The following is an 18,778-nucleotide window of genomic DNA, read 5'->3' on the forward strand; positions in this document are numbered from 1 at the left end:
TCCATTTCTGCCCCCATTTTCTATATACGCAGCATGATCTCGTTATAGAGACTCTCTACAAATGCGACCACCTGACCGATCAGTGAAAATAAAAGCATTACCACAAAAATAATGATCAGCATTGCAATAAAAGTCAGTATCATGGTTGCAAGTGTTTTTCCCAGTGTATAATTGTGTACCGTCATGATACCCACCAGCACCAGGAACAAAAACCATGCGATTCCGACTGCTAAGAGCAGATAATAAAATGCTTCTTCATCTTCTGCCACTACCTGTGAAAACAGGATCGCCGGAATAAATGTAAGTATCATTGGAAGCATTGCGTAACCGCACACTGTAACGATATCCTTAAATCTTCCTTCCCCATCCATCAGACAGGTGATCGACCAGTTTCCGACACAGAATAAAAGGAACAAAAGAAATACTGCACAGATCTCAGCAAGGCTGTTGATCTCCATCGGATTCACATGATTGACCACAAACCCCGCATACTGTCTGTTTGCCGAAAAACAGACTGCAAACAGAAAAACAAACAGAATAGAGAGTCCCACGCTTCCTCTGCCACGGTGTCTGATCTCGTAAAAACCATCGGACGGATGCCCCAGTGTATAAAATGCATACTTTACTTTTTCCTTAAACATGAGACGCCCTCCTCTCTTTCCATTTCTTTTTACCTATCTTATTCCAAAGTATCAAAAGAATAATAAGGATCAGTGCTCCGGTCAGATAACCTGCCAGGTTTTCCTTTAAGATTTCATTCCGGTAACGCTTATATGCGATGGAATAATACTGTCTGTTGTTTCCGGTCTTAAAGCACTCCATTGCTTTTTTGTTTTCCCCTGCGGCAAGGTAACTTTTTCCGATTCCGACATAGGCAAGCTCAAAGTTGGAATCTAATTTTAAAACTTCCTTCCAGCACTCCACAGCACTTACCTCGTCACCGTCGTAACGGAGACCGACCGCCTGATTGATCAGGAAGCCATAATTTGTTGCTCTGTATTTATCCACAAGGTTTTTTGAACCATCTAATACAATGATCTCATCTCCGATCGTATCGATCGCAGTCGGTGTGTCAAAAGTTCCCTCCTGGCTTCCGATACCGCCAAAAATATAGAGAAGATTGCCTTCGTGGTCGTAGGTGAAGATCCTTCCTCTCGTGGAATCAATGATTGAATAGATTCCCTTATCCCTGACCACGACATCAGTGATGCGGGATGCTCCTGAATAGTCGCCGGTAAGCCGCCATGTAAGATCTCCGGATACCCCGGCAGCCCCTTTCTGGATCACATCCTCACCACTTGGATTTAATCGGCGTACAGACTGTTCTCCCTCTGCGTCCACGTTCGTTGCATAAACGAAACCGTCAGCGTCGATCTCCATTCCGGTAAATTCTGTCGGAATAAAAAGCTGTTGTTTGGCACGCTGTGCTTTTGTGGACAGCTTTCTCCAGATGATCTCTGCTGTCGTGATCTGCACATTGATGGTTCCGGTAAAACCGGTAAAGTTTCCCTCTGCATCAAATGCCATGATTCCCTCAAACTGATTCTGTGCTATGACATAAATTCTGTCTGCATAGTCAACAGCCACCTTGAGCGGAGAAAACACATAATTTTCTCCAAGGATATCTGACTGTGGATTTTCAATGATCTGGATCAGATTTCCATCTTTATCTAACTCTACCACACGGTAATTTCCGGTATCTGCAACATACAGATATCCGTTTTCTGAAATATAAACTCCATTCGGAGATGAAAAAGTATCTTCCTTTCCATCATTTAAGAACCCTTCGATCACCGTCTTTAACCGGAAACCGGCATCTGTCACAACGATCCTGTTATTTCCGGTATCTGCGATATAGACATTTCCGTCTGCATCGGTATTTAAGTCCTGCGGACTGGAAAAATTCCCGCACCCGATGGCATCCCCCGTTACCGTGCCATCCGGCACATAAGCTGCCGGTGTGTATTTGATATCTTCGTAATAGTCGTAATTATAAGTTTCATAAGGCACATTCTCTCCGGCATAAACAGCCGTCCCCCCGATATCGGAAAGAAGTACTGCAACTGCTGCTGCCGCCGCAAATATGCACTTTCGCATTCCTTTTTCTGGCATTTTCTTCTCCCCCTGTTAGTCCTTCATACCGGACGTGGTCATCGTCTCGATGACGTTACTCTGGCATATGATAAAGAACGTGATCGGTATTGCAGCAATGATAAGCTGTACTACCGCACCAGCTCCCTGTCTTGCCGGCCCTCCTGCAACGATCTGATACAGTGCATACTGAAGAGGCTTTAACTGCTCACTTCTTAAAAATCCGCTTCCTGTATTTGCCCATAATGTCTGGAACTGGAAGATCGCAAGTGTCAGCCATGCAGGCTTTACATTCGGCATGATAATGGAAAAGAAGATCCGGAACTCTCCGGCTCCGTCAAGTCTTGCCGATTCGATCAGTGAATCCGGGATCTGCTCCATGAACTGTTTCATCAGGTAAAGTCCGAGTCCATATGCAAATGCCGGTAAGATTACCGCTAAATATGTATTGTTGATCCCCAGACAGGAAATGATCATGTAGTTCGGGATGGCGGTAACATTGTAGGAAAACATCAATGATAATACGACTATCGAGAATAAAAATTTCTTTCCCGGAAAATCATGTTTTGCAAGCGGATATGCTGCCAAAGATGCAAACAGCACATGTCCTACGGTTCCAAGTCCTGTAATGATCAGGGTATTTAACACGTATCTGGTAAAAGGCACCCAGGAACTTGACATCAGTACATACAGATCACTGAAGTTATCCAGTGACGGGTTCCGCACAAAGATCTGCGGCGGATAGCGGAATAATTCATCTAACGGTTTTAATGCATTGTTTAAGATCATTACTAACGGCAGTGCCATGAACACACCACAGATTCCCATGATCACAAACAATATCGTGTTTCCCGCCATGGAACGGTTTAACTGTTTCGTGTGTTTTATTTTCCACCGGGATGGTTTTTTATAGTAATCTTTTTTACGCTTCAAACTATTCACCCACCCTTCTGATTGCTTTTTGTACAAGCTGGTTCGTTCCAACCATCAATGCAAACAGGACAGTTGCGATTGCACATGCATAACCCATCTCATAACGGGTACCACTGCCGTAATCGATCAGATGTGTCACGATCGTCGCACCGGAATAATTCACACTCGGATTTCCTGCAAGATTGATGGAAATATCCGCCACTGCAAATGACTGTGTGATCTGCATAACTGCACCAAACATGAGCTGCGGCCGCATGGACGGGATCGTGATATACCACAATTCCTGCCAGCGGTTTTTGATTCCATCCATCGCTCCCGCCTCATAAAGGCTCTTGTCAACGGTCTGTAAACCTGCGATAAAGGTTAAGAATCCGGTTCCAAGACTCAGCCATAGCTGTACGATAATGAGGATCGGCAGTACGTATTTTTCTGTTTTCATCCACTGGATCGGCTCGTAGAGAAATGACCATTTCATCAGCCATCCATTTAAGTAACCGTAACGGTCACCGGAGATAATGATCGACCATACCATAAAGGCGTTGCCTGAAATCGACGGTGCATAAAAGATCAATGTCAGGAATGCTCTTAGTTTTCCTTTAAACTCATTGATGATCCACGCAAACAGGAAACACATGATATAACTTAACGGTCCTGTTACCACCGCAAAAATGATCGTGTTTTTGAATGCTTTCTTAAAAATATCATCATCCAAAAGCAGTTTGATGTAATTTCTCCAGCCGACAAAATTCGGTGTCTCTAACATGTTGAAATCGGTAAAACTGATCCCGATCGAGGCAAGTACCGGCAAAACTGTGAATAAGAAGAAAAGAATAAAATACGGTGCGATCATCACATAGGACATTTTGTATTTTTTCATTTCCAGTTTTGTCTGCTGCCACTTACTCCTTTTTTGCATTTTCTTTGTTTCTCCCATCCCAATCTCCATTCCCTTTGTCCGATATACATTTACTGTTTCGTATCGGACGCGGTTTTCATACCAAACTCCTCGCGTTTACTTGTGATCTCAGCATTGATGTATTCGAGATATTCATAAAGTGCTTCTCTTGGCTGCATCCTCTTATCTTCATCTGCAACTACAACCGTATAGAACGCGTTGTTTACATTTCGCCATGTAAAATAGCTTCCCGGAACCTGACGGATTCCTTTTACATTTGCAAACTGTGCCTCTAATGCCTCATAGTCATCTGTCGGCCACGGCAGATTTGCAAATGCCTCGATGTTTGCTGTCGGATAACGTGCTGCCTCACCCATCAGACCTTCCATCTCTTCTCCATAGGAAGTCTGTATCTCTGAGGAAAGCCACCATTTCATAAACTCCCAGGAAGCTTCCTTATCTTTCGTGCCACTCATCATCATACATGCAAGTCCTGTGCTTGCAGAAGTATTATTGATGGTTCCGTCTTCCTCTTTTACACCCGGCAATGCCGTAAATCCCCATAAACCTTTGATATCCGGTGCTGATACTTCAAGTACGTTGTAAGTCGTATAGTCAGCAATGATGATCGGTGATTCTCCGGTACGGAAACGCTGTTCCACAGAAGTCTCACGGTCTAATTTGTAATCTGTATAGAACTCACAGTAAGTCTTAAATGCATTGACCGCCTCATCCGAATCTAATGCAGATGCGGTTGCATCTTCATTGTAAAGCTCTCCATCGTGCTGATATAAAAGACTGGTAAAAGTCAGTTCCGTCGGCAGCATGCCAAGCGACATCTGGTTTTTGGAAAGTTCAGATAATACAACCTTCATATCATCCCATGTCTTTGGTATCTCAATTCCAAGTTCATTCAAAATATCTTTCCGATAGAACATCATCTCAAATGACTGTGTCTCCGGCAGTGCGTATAATGCCCCATCATACATAAACGACTCCACTGCGCTTTCACGGAAGCGTTTTACCACATCCTTATAATCGGAAAACTGTGTCAGATCCACAACTGCACTTCTGAGTCCGTAGTTGACTGGAAGATCATTTGATGATGCAGTCGTTCCGGTAGAAGATGTCGCTACCGTTCCATTCGTGCCATTTGCTACCTGAAGTGCCACATCCGGTCCCTGTCCGGCTAACGTTGCCTGCAGCAATGTATTCATATCTACAAGCTGTACATTGACATTGATATTTGTCTCCGGCGTAAATGTCTCATCGATCAGTGCTTTTATAACATTCGCCTGGTCACGTCCGCTTCCGATCCACACGGTGATCGTCCGGCTGTCCTCGCCTTCCTCTGCAACATTTCCGATCGCATTGTAATCTACGATAAAGGAATAGAATAATTTCTTAAACTCGTGCACGACACCTGCTGCCACGGAACCCTTATCTTCTGTTACTTTCTGGTCCGGCGAAGTAATATAGATGGCATCTAACTGCAGCGGCTGCTGCTGTGCGTTGGTGATCCAGGTTCCAAGTGCACTGACATTTGTTTTAAATGCCTTTACCATTTTCGTGATCTTTTCTGTATCACGCAGGATCTCGTTCAGCTGATCCCTCATGGTAATGATGACTGTCTCCTCGCTTCCGGCAACTCCTAATGTATCAAGTGTATCTAACACCTCATCAAGTTCATCACGGATCACTTTCAGTTCTCCCTCCAGCTCCGGCAGACGTTTTTCTATCTGATAATCACGGTACTCATCCGGTGAAACACCAGTAATTCTTATGATCTTGCGGTATTCACTGTTTAACTCCGTCACAATGCTCTGCACATCGCTGATAACTCCGGCGAAATCTCCAAGTATCACCTGCATGCGCAGTGTGTGATGTCCTTTATCCAGATAAAACCGGTATGCATCTCCTGCATGATCAGAGAGCGTTGTCATTTTCCAGGTACTGTCATAAGTAAAACCATAATGGTTTAATTCCTCAAAAGGTACTTCTCCATCGATCATGATCTTACGGGAAACATAGATTCCTTTGACGAAATTCTGTTTAGAATGTAAAGTGATATTGTAAAAACCATTCTCCTCCACATCAAATTCCCATTCGATCCACTGACCTGTCAGTCTCCAGCTGTTACCACCGATGGAGTTATTTTTCAATACTTTTGCACTGTACGGTGTGATCGCCGGTGAGGATTGGTCCTGTACCGGATAGAGCATTCTGGATGATTTCTTTGTCGCATGTTCTGCCTGAATCTCAATGCACTGTCCACTGGTATCGGCTGCTCCGTCCTTTTGCTGCTGCTCATATACCGTCTGATAATCTAAAAGATTTTCTTCATTCTGTAAGCAGATCGAATGAAGGATCATCGGCTCTCTGCGTGAAACGATAGTGATCTCATGTTTTCCCTTTGTAAGGAAAACTGAAAGCGGCTCCGTCACATACCCATCCTGATCATAAAACCGTGAAAAAAGCCATTCAGGTGACTCCACCTGCGTAGGCTTTAAATCATTTCCCTGATTGTCTTCATCCCAGATATCTGAGGTATTTACCCAGACTCTGGAAAATTCGATCAGTGAAAGTTCCCGGTACGGAAGCTCGCCGTCCACAAAAAAACTTCGCTGGATGGAAGAACCATTTCCCTCTACCGGATAATAAGAGATACCAAATTCATACATTCCCTCATCAGCAATGTCTACCTCATAGGTAAGCATCCCGCTCTCTCCGGTATAAACAGAAGTTCCTTCCATCCCCTCGTAATCGGTAAGAACTTCCGGCTCCATACCTGCACAGTCAATGTAATCGGCAGCATTGATCTCGTAAGACGTCTCCGGCCTTTTTACATTCTCAAGCCCTTCCTTATATGCTTCATACCCCTGATATTCCGCCGTATAATTGAGGATCTTTTTATAATCCTCATACGTCTTTGCTCTAATCTCTGCATGCAACGTTACATTCTGCCCTGCACAAAGCCCTCCGGATATAAAAATCATCACTGCTGCCAGTGCACCCGAACCCCCCTGTTTCAAAAATCCCATCTTCACAGCTATCCCCCTCTTATTTATAACAGTGTTTCTAACCTTCGAACCCTCCAAGATAACTTTGTTAGCTTTGATAACTTTGTTAACCTTGTTAATATTTAAGTTATCGTTAACTTAATTTTTATTATATATATTGTATTATTTTACGTCAATATTTTCAATTATTTTTGTATAATCTGCACATTTTTCTACTTCTTTTTTTGTAGAATATATTTCACTAAATTTTCATATTTTGTTTATATTTACTTAATTTTTAATTTTTTAAGTTATTTCCACGCTGCTTTTCGGGCAATATCCACAGAAACTGTTGTGTGGTAAATAAGTACTACTCTATGTATTTTCGCTTATTTTCGTTGCATTTCACATGTTGTCTGACAATTAAATTTAAAAAATTTTATGCATTACAACATATAATTTTTAATTTGTTGACGCAGAATTTATTATAACAGTTGTCGTTTTTCTCAAATACTGTAATTTCCGGACTTTTTTTGCATGAATTTTCTGTGAAAATGCATTTTTATCAGATTGTAAAATTTCCTGTCACAAAAAAACATGCAGCTTCTAAAATTGTCGATCACCCAGACGATCGGTTCGATATCTGTTCCGTCTAAAATTGCAGCTTTTGCATCCGTTATGATATCCCACCACTGCGGTGTCTCATATTCTTCTGTCACAAACTCTGCCAGTGCCGGATGTTCTGACTGAATATAAAGTCCCATCGTTCCTACCGGTTTTGGTCTGTTCATGCTCTCGGAGATTGACGCAAACATCGGATAACACCAGAAATCCGTGCAGTAAGTTCCGGGAATCGTATACTCTTCCCGGATTCCGGTACCGAAGAACAGAACTTTTCTGCCCTCTGCCACCGCATGTTTTAATTTCTCATACTTATTCTCTATGCCGCTTCCTGTTTCACAATTTTCATGATGCACTGCGTTTTTCTTTAAATTCTTCCGGCTCAAGTCTTAGCCGGATTGCCCAAGGCGGAACCGCCGCATCATCATAGTCCTCCAAAAATAAAAATGCTGTCTGATAGTCCGGTCTTGCTTTCGGATAAGTCCCCCTGCCATCTGTAAAATACAATAAACCGCCAATATTTTTTAACTCCCCACATTCGATCAGGTTATTGACATAGGAAAATACCGGCCGGAAATCCGTACTGCCGCCTCCTGCAACTGTAAACTTCTGCATCAGTGCCGTAATATCACGTTCACTTTTTAATTCAATATCCGACCGGATCTGGTTATCACATTGGATGACACGTATCCTAGACTGCGAAAAAAAACTGTTTTTCTGTGTCAGTATCGAAAATGTCTCCTTTAAAAACTGTTCCACCAGTGTGCCGCTTGTGGAATAGCTGGTATCAATAGCGATCACAAACTCCCGGATCTTTTTGACTTCCCGGCTCTCAAGCGGCTCCATTAACGGCATATTTCCATACAATTTCAATCCATATGTATAATAATTCAGATCAAACTCATCTTGGTTTACACCGATTTCCTCACGCAGTACCGAAAAACGCTGTAAAAAATCCTTATAACTTCTTCTGCTTTTTTCTGCTGTCGCCTGTGCCAAAAATAAATCCTCACCGTCCGTTGTCTCACCGCCACGCAGTTCCTGCTCCATCTTCGTCTGTCTTGCGATCTTATTCCACTGATTCTGGTTTCTTACCGCCTGTTCCTGCTTTGCCTGTCCATCCTCTTTTTTCGGCCAGTAACAATGGTCATCCGTGTAAAATTCCTTTTGCAGCAGAATCTTTTGTTCTAACTCATCCCCCTCGATCATCCGGTATATCACAGCTGCAGAGATCCCCTGTTTCTGCTCTTTTAATCTGTCATACATCTGTTTTCTCGTCCAGCTTAAAATACGTTTTGTACATTCCGCCTGCATCTGGTCGATCGTATATTCCACTGCGATATCACATGCTAAATTCCATGTCCTTCTGTCCCTGCTTCCTCCGATCCACAAATGCGAAAAAATGCAGTGCAGTACCGTATGCAGATATGCACGGTCTAAATACAGCGCATTCTTTTCAAAAATCCCGATCAGCCATTCCGGTGCTACATAAAGATATGCACCGTCTGTTGCAAATGCCCGCAGATTCGGATCAATTTTTAACTGTAACTGCGACAATGCCAGTTTTAAATACCGCAGTTCCATATATAATTCATGCCGTACAAACTCCATGATCTTTGCCGACATCTCTTCCTGCCATTCTGACTCCGTCTGTATATGTGCCACGTTTTTCTCCTCTGATACAATAAACTATATGCCATGCGAAACATGACGCGCTGTTACCATAACTCATCAAATGTATATCGTTCGTTTTTGGGTTCCGTAAAATATTGACTCTTTAGACGCAAAAGCTCCGCCGTTCCTTCTGCCCACTCCATCCGGGAAGCCTGTTCTAATCCTGCCTTCACTGCCCCCTGCGTGATCCAGCCATTTTCACAGAAAAAAGTGATCATTTCCATATTTTTCTGCTCCACAAGTTTCGGTATCATATATGATTCCTGCTCTTTTAAATATTTTACATAGCGTTCTTTGGTCTCCTCTGTAAGACTGACCGGATACCGTAACCGCAGGCTTAATATGTGAAGCAGTGTGCTTTTCTTTTCTTCTGCACATGCTTTTGGAAAAATGAGGTCATACTGACTTAAGTCCGGGATTCCCTCCTTAAAACATTGCCTTGCCCGGAAGCCTTCTCCCTCAATGCTCCGTCCAAAAATATGAGCCGGTGCGATCTCATCATAGCTCTCATAATATTCCGGATAAAATACCGCCGTCTGTCTGCTCTCTCCCGCAAACGTCACTTCCATATCTGCCGAAATCCGGCTTAAGATCTGTTTTGCCCCACTGCCTTCAAAAACATCACAGCGTATCATCAGAAAATGAAACTTTTTACAGTTCATAAAAGCGTCGCTTCCGATCTCCTCAAGATATTTCCCGATCTCAAGTGTTTCTAATGCATTACAATTATAAAATGCATAATTTCCAATTTTATGCACTGTATCCGGCAGTGTCAGTTTTTTTAATCTTTCCCCGCCAAGTTCCACAAGGCGCATGCTCCAGTCCGCACTATCTGCCGGCATTTTCTGCCATGTTTTTTTCTCCGTGTCATAGATACAGACTGTGTGCTCATACTCCGTTTTCAAATGCGCTGACGCAGCAAAACAATAATCGCCAGTTTCCGTCACTGCATATCCCTCTATCGTATCCGGTATGACAGCTTCTTCTGACTCACCAAAAACGCGCAGAATCTTTATGTTTTCCCCATCTTTTTTTTCCCAGTAAAACTGATAATATGTCTGCATATTGCTCCTTATTCCTGTGTGTGAAAAATATTTTTTTCACCCTGCTTCTCTTCCAGACAACTGCGTATCGCATCCTCCGACAGTTGTTCTCCTATGACGATAATGACTTCCTGTCCCATCCCGATCGGTGAAACCACCAGATTGTTTTTTGTCGCATTCAGCTCGATCCACTGTTCGTTTTCATTTTTCATAAATCCCTTGATACGAAAAACTTTTCCACAGGATTTGTCTAAGAACAGTTTTTGGGTTACTTCCTGTAATCGTTCTTCTGTCATATGCATATTCATAAAGTAGAGAGACTGAAACGTTTCCTCCTGTGTCAAATCCGGTTTGCGGTAATTTTCCATACGGTAGCCACAGGATACGATCTGCCGGAAGTCCTCATCTGTCATCTGCTCCCAGTCTTTAGAAAAGACCTCCTCAAACTGTCTTTTGCACCCAATATTTTTCAACGCTCTGTTTAGATGGTAAACTGCTTTTTTCTGTTCCTCTTCGGTTGTTTCCTGTGTCTTACTTAAAACAATACATCCTGCATCTGCCGCCTGTGATGCCAGCAGAAATTCTGCGCTTTCCGGCAGATTTTCTTCCAGATTCGAATCTAAAACTGTGATCACATTTCCGATTTCATACCATCCGTCTAACGGCTCCTCATGCAGTGTGTCAAAAAACTCGTCCACATCATAGATCCCGGAAGGCTCCACGATCACACGGTCATATCCGCACATGCCCATGGATATCAGTTTCGTCTTAAAACGTCTCCTGTGCGTGTCAGCATCACAGCCGCCCGATATCATCTCAAGTTCACAGTTATCTCCCCTTAGATCACCAAGCAGCATCATATCCACATTGACTGCACCGAAATCGTTTTCCAAAATTCCGATATTCTGTCCCTGTGTGATCAGATAAGAAGCATATTTTCTTAAAAAAGTTGTTTTCCCGGAGCCTAAAAATCCGGTGATCAGATCTATTTTCACCATTGCATTCTCCCCTTTTCCATGTAAATCTCTGCTGGCAGCATGCGCAAAACTTTATATGGGGCTGCGAAGTTACAGTTCACAGGGTAATCTGTGAACTGCAACTTTTTCTGCATCTGCCATTCTTTTCTTCTGATTTTACCGCAGCTGCATCATGCCGCCAACTAAAATTCCTTTATTATCGTGATAAATTCTCTCAAACTGTGTCATCGGAAGCGGATTTTCTCCCATGCCAGCCTCGATCGTATAACCTGGTCTGTCATATTCCTTAATAAACCAGTCTTTATATCCGGCATAACCTGACGCACCAGGTGTTTCTTCCACCGCATATCCGCTCACACGCCCGAAGTAGTCTGCAATCTCTTTTGACCTTGCCGGTTCGTAATCCAGATATTTCCAGTAAATAACCTCACCCTGTGTGTGATATGTCAGGATCAGCAGAAAGTCATTTTCTCTTGTCAGCTCATACACTGCTACACTCTCCGGCGCCGTAAGCGGTGCTTCCCCCACATAGTCCCGCGGTGCAGGTTTGTCATACCCCTGCGAAAACTTGATCTGTTTTGCCATCTCCCATCCTGCCGGAAACTGCAGGTTCAGATCCACCCCCTCAATATTTGCCTTCCATCCGTCCGGGAACGGAATTGCAGGATAATTCTCCGCGATCAGTCTCGCCCTGCGGTAATAAACACCACTGTTTAACAAACCATTGACTAAATCCACACCATCCGGATTCACAAGCGGCACCATGCATAACTGAAATTCATTATATAGAGTACGCGCATCCACCGACTCCTGTCCCATATCCGTCTGTCCATCATTTTCCGCACCGGCAGCAGATGAAAAAACAATGTTTCCACCTGAAGCGTAAGATGCCGCATATTCCTCCGCAAATGCTAACAGCACCGGGGTTGTAATACTCTCATTTGCATGGTAGGATGCACTGTAAAATACCTGTTTTGCACCAGTTCCGATCCAGATGCTCCAGATATCTTTTCCCATCACACTTTTTCCTATGACACCGGCAGATAAAAACGGATAGCGCACTACAAGACCTTCTACGATCCACCTTGTCAGAACCGAAGTATATTTTACCATCTGCGGAACTAGCGGAAATCCAAGTGGAATCGCTAAAATGGCATCGATCACAAGCTCATCCGGATCAATCAGCGGATTCGCAGTAAGAATCGCTTCCTCCGTTGTCCCATATCTGCGCGCCAGTCCAAAAACCGTATCTCCTTTTTTAATCGTATGCATACGGTATCCGGTCAGATAAGGTTTTAAATTTTCCCATACCACACGGTTTACCGTACAATTATCAGTATCCCCGGTAAAATCTTTCAGTGCCTGACAGGTACGCTCCCCGAAAATTCCGTCGATTCTAGCCGGATATCCCGCTCTGGTCAGTGCAAGCTGTAAATATTCCACCCATACGCCGCGGTCCCCCTGTATTAAAAATTGCATGAACTCCCCTTTGTATCATTCTTTCTGCTATTATATGCAGCTTACAGTAAAAATTTTCTTTCCCTACTTCACAAAAGCGATGTTATCTAAGTTTATGGCACCATTTTCTATCCTGTCAAATACAAACCGGATACTTTTGATCTGTTCCCGGTTAAATCCATCTTCCGCCACAAACTGATCTGCTGTGATATGCACGGTCTGAAGCTGTCTTTTATATTCACTTTTTCCTGTGAGATACTGGATTTTGGAAAGTTTTACCGGAAATGCCGGATAAAGGATCACAGAATCACTCACAGAACTGACTGCGTGATTTCCATGGATATCCGTCAGAACTACAGAAAAATCCATCGGTTCATCATCTGCTTCTTCCCTTAAATCCATCGCGTCAAAACAAATTCCTCCATCTTCCATCGCCATCTGTCCATCTGTCATGATCTCATAATATGCATCATTCGTATCTTTCCATTTCAGCCGCACTGCATGGTTCTCCCTCTTTCCCATCGCCGATTCAGAATCCGCCAATTCTTCCTCCGTCCACATCGTAAAATGTTCTGCAGATATGCTTCCCCCCGGCGCTGTCTCTAAATCAGAATCCTCCTCGTAGTCGGTAATAAACGAAGCATCTGAAGTCTCATATTGCTGCACATAAAGCGTTTTGGGCAGATATGCCGCATACTTTGCATAATCAGTCAGAAAATCCGCATAAGTATTATTTTCTTTTAAACTCTTATCTAAAAAAACAAGCGATGCGATCTTTAAGATTTCCTGCTGATCTTCCGCTGTAATGAAATTTTTTACATTCAGCCACAGCGAAAACGGTCTTCCGATATCATACCCGCCCCATTCCGTATTAAACTGTCCATGATTTGCCCCGGCAATATAGAGTGAAGATGCAATGTAAGCCCCGTCTTTTGAAAAGGAAACATTTTCATACTGCTCATTTCCAAGGAAAACACTGATATCCTGATCATTTGCTCCCTGTAAAACCAGATAATCAACATCTGAGAGTTCCGTCTCATGTCCTGCAGGCAGATACTGGTTGACCGACGGTGCCACTGCAATAAGTGCCTGGATCGAATAATGATAATCAAATGTAAACATCCCATTGCCCGGATATGCATCATACTCATTGAACAGGTAAGCATCTGCGATCATTTCTCCGCCCCTTGAGTGTCCCATCAGTGCAATATGATTTTCATCGATCTTACCGTATACCGGCAGTGACTCATCTTTATTTTTCTTTAAGATTTCCCCGATATTTTCCAGCAGCAGGACGGCACGCGCATCATTTTCCCCGCTTCTCTCGTTTAAGATATTTTCATCCACTGACACAAATACATAGCCGTGCGATGCTAAGTATTCACCGAGATAATCGTATCCCAGATAAGATTCTGCTGTAATGCTGTGGTTGCCATGCGCCATAAACACAACAGGACAGTTTTCTGCCTCCGCAGGATACCAGATCTTTCCCGCAACCGGCGCATCTTTTCTGGTATGCTTCGTAAAAAAATTCCGGTAGATTCTGTGCCACTTCTTCTCTTTTGCCACATATGGACTTAAATCCACAGTGCCGGTTGCCATATCTGTTTCACCGTCCGGACCATAAGTCACACAGACCGGTGTATATTCTCCCTGTGCAATGTAATCCACAAACCCATCCACCTCGCCTGCCTGCGTCACATAAGTGTTATGATTCCGATACTCCGAAATATAATCATCCACAAATCCCTGCCCGAACAGAAATACCAGAAATACACACCAGATAACACATCCTGCCGCAAAGTGGATTCCACAAAACAGCGTATGATGGCGTTTTACCAGCCACGCCCAGATGAAGCGTCCCGATAAAAGCAGTAAAATATAAATCAATGTAGCAAAAAAAGTGCTGACCATATGTTCATTGCCAACACTTCCATATACACAGCTACAGACGAATATCAAAGCTCCTGCAATCCCATACAGAATATTTCCAATATTCCTATGCCAGATGCGGTCACCGATATGCGAAAGCAGACGTACTATACCCACAAGCAGCATGTCACTTAATATCACGCCACCGGAAAAAAAATATATCCTGTTTCCAAAATACTCGGTTGCCAGTGCACCACAGAAAAAGCCTGTGATCACCAGCACCACTAATTTCATTCCCCATCCGGTATCTTTCAATTCACACCGGCACGCTCTGCCATATTCGAGCAGTCTGCCGCACAAATTTTTTTTCATCTGTCAACTGTCCCTGCTTACTTTTTTCTCCGTTTTCTCTTCATACATCAGCATCTCAGCCCGTTTGACATAGCTTTCCAGCGCATTTTCCTCGCCAGGTTGTGCAACAACAACACCAATACTTGCACTTAAGTCAAACGGTAGCTGCATTTTTTCCCGCAGCGCACTCAGTTCTGCCCTGATCTTATCTGCTAACAGCATGCCGGCTTCCTCATCTTTTGCACTTTCCAGCACAATAAATTCATCGCCGCCCGTCCGCGCTGTGATCGCATCTGCATCGCAGTGTTTTTGCATAGCCTTTGCAATAGAAACAATCGCAAAGTCACCATATTCATGTCCAAAGGTATCGTTAATATATTTCAAACGATCCAGGTCAACAAACAAGACTAACACTGGTATCTTCTTCTCTCTCATAATAGAGAAGTAGCTCTCCGACAGCTTCTGATATCCCATACGGTTATAAAGCCCTGTCATGGAATCTTTGATATACAGACCCGATAAAATCTGGTTCATGTATTCTAATTTTTCTTTTTTATGCAGGTTCTCCATCGCATTCGTCAGCGTTTTTACCACCTGGAACAGATACTGTTTTTCCATCAGATAAACAGCATTTTCAATGACCAGATAACCGACTGTACGATTTCTGAAATGCATCGGAAGGAATAAGAAATCCGTGCCACCCGCCTGTGGTTCAAAAAATGGAAAAATACCTTCAATCTCCATCTGGTCTGTATCAATCATCCTGCCATTTTTATATGCAAATTTCACCTGCATACATTTCGGATAGCCTTCTACATGAAAATCTTCTTCATCAAAAAAACGAAGACTCCGGTGCGCTTTTACCTGCTCCTTATACGCATCCATGTGTGAATCAAGGATCAGATACATTGCGTCACATTTCAGGGAAGGAATACACTGTGGGATACAGTACATCATCTCACGGACCGTATTACATTTGAGCAGTTCGTATTCCAGTGAAAATACCTCATCCTCAAACCGGGCAGTTTCAATTCCGTACATGATCTGCCCTTTGAGATAATTTGCCTGATCCGGCACTTTCGCCGCCTTACAGCCGCAACTGTCCCAGAAAATGCCTTCTGTATCCGTATAATAAAACCTTTCTGAATCTTCCCCTTTCCAGATGCGTAAGAATAAATCTGCACATGCAATTCCAACATTTTCCCGGATATGACCGATCGTTGAAATCCTCGGCTCATAATATGCTGCCTTGTCAAAATTATCAAAACCTGTCACACAGAAATCCTCTGGAACCTGATATCCATGTGCCGCTGCCGCCTCACATACACCGACGGCGATATTGTCATTTCCACAGATGATCGCCTCTGGCAGTGCATCATGCGTTTCAAGCAACCTCTCAAAGCCATTTACCCCACACTGATATTCAAAACTATCGCAATAAAAATCAGATTCCGAATATACAAGCTGTTTTTCATCCATATATGTCTTTAAGGCAGATATTCTTTTTACATTCTCATAATTATCTTCCGGTCCCATGACAAACCAGTATTTTTTACATCCGTGTTTCTCATGGAGATGTTCGATCATCATCCGCATTGCTTTTTCATTATTGATCCCGACATAATAAAAATCTTCGATCTCATTTGCAATGGAAATAACCGGTACACCGGACTCTTTTGCCCGCTGTATCACTTCTTCCCGTACCTTCGGATAAGCAATATTATTCAGATCAAGAATGATTCCGTCAAACTCATGTAGATCCGGAAGCCTGTATATATTATATTCACCGGTATTATACTCCTCATCGCAGCTCCATCCACCGGAACTGTTAAAGATATACAGACTCACTTCTTCGCCAGTCTGCCTGATTCTCTGAAGAATACCTGCCGGCCATGCAAAAGTAAACCACCTTTTCCAGCCATCCATGATCAGCGCAATTTTCTTCATGATTCTCTCCTGTCCATCTTAATCCTAAAAGCACTATATTAGACGAAAAACCCCGGAAACAAAATGCTTCCGGGGCCTTTTATGCCAAATCAGCACTCGCACCCATTAAACTCTGGATAAGTACTCACCTGTTCTTGTATCAATCTTGATCACATCATCCTGCTCAACGAATAATGGAACAGATACAGTTGCACCAGTCTCAACAACTGCCGGTTTTGTAGCACCTGTTGCTGTATCACCTTTGAAACCTGGCTCTGTGTCAGTAATTCTTAACTCTACGAACAGAGGCGGCTCTACTGCGAATACGCTTCCGTTGTGAGAGCACATTTTTACCATTTCGTTCTCTTTTACGAATTTTAAGGCATCACCGATATCGTCTTTGGATAAAGCGATCTGGTCATATGTCTCAACATCCATGAAGTAGAATAAATCACCATCTGCATACAGATACTGATAATCTTTTCTGTCAATACGTGCCTGTGGGCATTTCTCTGTAGGACGGAATGTTTTCTCAACAACACCGCCACTCTTAATATTTTTTAACTTAGTTCTAACAAACGCTGCACCTTTACCTGGTTTAACGTGCTGGAATTCAATAATCTGGTAAATGTTCCCCTCTAACTCGATGGTAATACCATTTCTGAAATCTCCTGCTGAAATCATGTAACTTCCTCCTTAAACATACGCCCGAGTTTTGGACTCTCTGATTTTTCTATTTTATAATAAATGCCTGTACATTTCAAGTTTTTTTTCGTTTTGCTCCATCAAATTGACAAAAAAGACTTATATTTATGAATTTCGTTCCTCAATCTCATGGATCATATCAATTCTGGTCTGATGTCTTCCACCTAAAAATTCAGCATCTAAATACGCTTTTACAATATCTTTTGCCAGCTCTGTTCCAACGATTCTTGCACCGAATGCAATAATATTCGCATTATTATGCTCTTTTACAAGTCTTGCCGTTGCACAATCCGAGCATACAGCTGCACGCACGCCTTTTACTTTATTTGCTGCGATTGAAATACCGACACCTGTTCCACAGATCAGCACTCCACAGTCTGCCTCACCTGCCACAACAGCGCGTCCGACTTTTTCTCCATACTCCGGATAGTTGCAGCTATCTGACGTATCTGTTCCAAAATTAATAACCTCATGTCCTAATTCTTTCAGATAGTCCATAATAACAAATTTTAACTCAGTTGCTGCATGATCATTTCCAATAGCGATTTTCATTGTTCTCCTCATTTCCTTTTATTTATTTGCTCTTATAGAAACATTTTATTCCAAACAATAAATTTGCCCAAAAACATGCAATCTATTGTTTTGCTTTGTTTTTCTTTGCCAAATCCCTTCTGTAAAAAAACAGCACGATTTTTTCCAGATAGCGTTTTAACACGATCTGTATCTCTTCTTTCGGATGAATCGGTTTTACCAGAATGGAACGGATACCGGCACGCTTTGCACCGTATACGTCTGTAAAGATCTGATCCCCGACAAAAATGGTATTGCCGGTATCTGTACCTAACTCTTCCATTGCTTTTTTATAATTTGCCGGATTCGGTTTGCCTGCCTTGTAAATATATGAAACGTTCACTGCATCGTTAAACATTTTCACACGTGGCTCTTTATTATTCGATAAAAGCATACACGAAAATCCCAGTTCCTTTAAATGTGCAAACAGGGCACATGCACGCTCATCTGCCGGTGCTCCATGCCGTACCAGTGTATTGTCAATGTCAAATATCACCCCCCGGTACCCTTTCGCATATAATTGATCAAAATCTATCTCATAGGTTGAATCCAGATATTCATCCGGATAGAACTTTTCCATCATATTTTTCCTCTTTTTCATTTTCAGTTAAGTTCACATCTGCCGCATGATACTGCATACATGCTCATTGATATTTTTTATAC

15 protein-coding genes are annotated in these 18,778 nt (G+C 42.8%); all 15 read right to left on the reverse strand.

What is annotated here, in order from left to right; all coding sequences use genetic code 11:
- Positions 1 to 20: 20 nt before the first annotated feature.
- Positions 21 to 641 (reverse strand): Yip1 family protein, encoded by a 621-nt coding sequence (locus DW650_RS03765; protein WP_117918616.1) that lies wholly within the window; start codon positions 639 to 641, stop codon positions 21 to 23.
- Positions 634 to 2,112 carry an NHL repeat-containing protein gene (locus tag DW650_RS03770; RefSeq protein ID WP_118209091.1) on the reverse strand — a complete coding sequence of 493 codons (1,479 nt, stop codon included), beginning with the start codon at positions 2,110 to 2,112 and terminating at the stop codon, positions 634 to 636. The genes DW650_RS03765 and DW650_RS03770 overlap by 8 nt, the downstream gene beginning before the upstream one ends.
- 15 nt (positions 2,113 to 2,127) lie before the next feature.
- On the reverse strand, positions 2,128 to 3,033 hold the full coding sequence (locus tag DW650_RS03775) for a carbohydrate ABC transporter permease (protein ID WP_182002541.1): 906 nt from the start codon (positions 3,031 to 3,033) through the stop codon (positions 2,128 to 2,130).
- Entirely contained in the window at positions 3,026 to 3,958 is a 933-nt protein-coding gene (locus tag DW650_RS03780) for a carbohydrate ABC transporter permease (RefSeq protein WP_243102849.1), read from the reverse strand. The genes DW650_RS03775 and DW650_RS03780 overlap by 8 nt, the downstream gene beginning before the upstream one ends.
- 32 nt (positions 3,959 to 3,990) lie before the next feature.
- On the reverse strand, positions 3,991 to 6,960 hold the full coding sequence (locus DW650_RS03785; RefSeq protein ID WP_118209093.1) for an extracellular solute-binding protein: 2,970 nt from the start codon (positions 6,958 to 6,960) through the stop codon (positions 3,991 to 3,993).
- A 464-nt stretch (positions 6,961 to 7,424) separates the two neighbouring features.
- Complete coding sequence (locus tag DW650_RS03790) at positions 7,425 to 7,895, reverse strand: hypothetical protein (protein ID WP_118209094.1); 471 nt, start codon at positions 7,893 to 7,895, stop codon at positions 7,425 to 7,427.
- On the reverse strand, positions 7,885 to 9,204 hold the full coding sequence (locus DW650_RS03795; RefSeq protein WP_118209095.1) for a vWA domain-containing protein: 1,320 nt from the start codon (positions 9,202 to 9,204) through the stop codon (positions 7,885 to 7,887). Before DW650_RS03795 ends, DW650_RS03790 begins: the two co-directional genes overlap by 11 nt.
- 53 nt (positions 9,205 to 9,257) lie before the next feature.
- Positions 9,258 to 10,277, reverse strand: coding sequence for a leucine-rich repeat domain-containing protein (locus DW650_RS03800; protein ID WP_118209096.1), 1,020 nt, complete (start codon positions 10,275 to 10,277; stop codon positions 9,258 to 9,260).
- Positions 10,278 to 10,285: 8 nt separating this feature from the next.
- Positions 10,286 to 11,254, reverse strand: a complete 969-nt coding sequence (locus DW650_RS03805) for a GTP-binding protein (protein WP_118209097.1) — start codon at positions 11,252 to 11,254, stop codon at positions 10,286 to 10,288.
- Between the two features lie 135 nt (positions 11,255 to 11,389).
- Positions 11,390 to 12,712, reverse strand: a complete 1,323-nt coding sequence (locus DW650_RS03810; protein ID WP_118209098.1) for a M14 family metallopeptidase — start codon at positions 12,710 to 12,712, stop codon at positions 11,390 to 11,392.
- A 63-nt stretch (positions 12,713 to 12,775) separates the two neighbouring features.
- Positions 12,776 to 14,935, reverse strand: a complete 2,160-nt coding sequence (locus tag DW650_RS03815; protein WP_118209099.1) for an alpha/beta hydrolase family protein — start codon at positions 14,933 to 14,935, stop codon at positions 12,776 to 12,778.
- A 3-nt stretch (positions 14,936 to 14,938) separates the two neighbouring features.
- The gene (locus DW650_RS03820; protein ID WP_118209100.1) at positions 14,939 to 16,861 is read right to left on the reverse strand and encodes a GGDEF domain-containing protein; all 1,923 of its coding nucleotides are present in this window, start codon (positions 16,859 to 16,861) and stop codon (positions 14,939 to 14,941) included.
- Between the two features lie 105 nt (positions 16,862 to 16,966).
- Positions 16,967 to 17,524: an elongation factor P gene (efp, locus tag DW650_RS03825; protein WP_015560810.1), complete on the reverse strand. Its 558-nt coding sequence runs from the start codon at positions 17,522 to 17,524 to the stop codon at positions 16,967 to 16,969.
- A 126-nt stretch (positions 17,525 to 17,650) separates the two neighbouring features.
- Positions 17,651 to 18,097 (reverse strand): ribose 5-phosphate isomerase B, encoded by a 447-nt coding sequence (rpiB, locus tag DW650_RS03830; RefSeq protein WP_117918637.1) that lies wholly within the window; start codon positions 18,095 to 18,097, stop codon positions 17,651 to 17,653.
- An 82-nt stretch (positions 18,098 to 18,179) separates the two neighbouring features.
- On the reverse strand, positions 18,180 to 18,698 hold the full coding sequence (locus DW650_RS03835) for a YqeG family HAD IIIA-type phosphatase (protein WP_117918639.1): 519 nt from the start codon (positions 18,696 to 18,698) through the stop codon (positions 18,180 to 18,182).
- Positions 18,699 to 18,778 lie beyond the last annotated feature (80 nt).

This window comes from Roseburia sp. AM23-20, from assembly GCF_003470905.1.
Classification (GTDB): Bacteria; Bacillota; Clostridia; order Lachnospirales; family Lachnospiraceae; genus Roseburia; species Roseburia rectibacter.

Excerpts from the sequence above, each read along its gene's own strand:
- DW650_RS03765 (WP_117918616.1), bottom strand. The coding sequence starts at position 641 with ATGTTTAAGGAAAAAGTAAAGTATGCATTTTATACACTGGGGCATCCG.
- DW650_RS03810 (WP_118209098.1), bottom strand. The coding sequence starts at position 12,712 with ATGCAATTTTTAATACAGGGGGACCGCGGCGTATGGGTGGAATATTTA.
- DW650_RS03835 (WP_117918639.1), bottom strand. The coding sequence starts at position 18,698 with ATGATGGAAAAGTTCTATCCGGATGAATATCTGGATTCAACCTATGAG.
- DW650_RS03785 (WP_118209093.1), bottom strand. The coding sequence starts at position 6,960 with ATGGGATTTTTGAAACAGGGGGGTTCGGGTGCACTGGCAGCAGTGATG.
- DW650_RS03820 (WP_118209100.1), bottom strand. The coding sequence starts at position 16,861 with ATGAAGAAAATTGCGCTGATCATGGATGGCTGGAAAAGGTGGTTTACT.
- DW650_RS03815 (WP_118209099.1), bottom strand. The coding sequence starts at position 14,935 with ATGAAAAAAAATTTGTGCGGCAGACTGCTCGAATATGGCAGAGCGTGC.
- DW650_RS03780 (WP_243102849.1), bottom strand. The coding sequence starts at position 3,958 with ATGGGAGAAACAAAGAAAATGCAAAAAAGGAGTAAGTGGCAGCAGACA.
- DW650_RS03770 (WP_118209091.1), bottom strand. The coding sequence starts at position 2,112 with ATGCCAGAAAAAGGAATGCGAAAGTGCATATTTGCGGCGGCAGCAGCA.
- DW650_RS03805 (WP_118209097.1), bottom strand. The coding sequence starts at position 11,254 with ATGGTGAAAATAGATCTGATCACCGGATTTTTAGGCTCCGGGAAAACA.
- rpiB (WP_117918637.1), bottom strand. The coding sequence starts at position 18,097 with ATGAAAATCGCTATTGGAAATGATCATGCAGCAACTGAGTTAAAATTT.
- efp (WP_015560810.1), bottom strand. The coding sequence starts at position 17,524 with ATGATTTCAGCAGGAGATTTCAGAAATGGTATTACCATCGAGTTAGAG.
- DW650_RS03800 (WP_118209096.1), bottom strand. The coding sequence starts at position 10,277 with ATGCAGACATATTATCAGTTTTACTGGGAAAAAAAAGATGGGGAAAAC.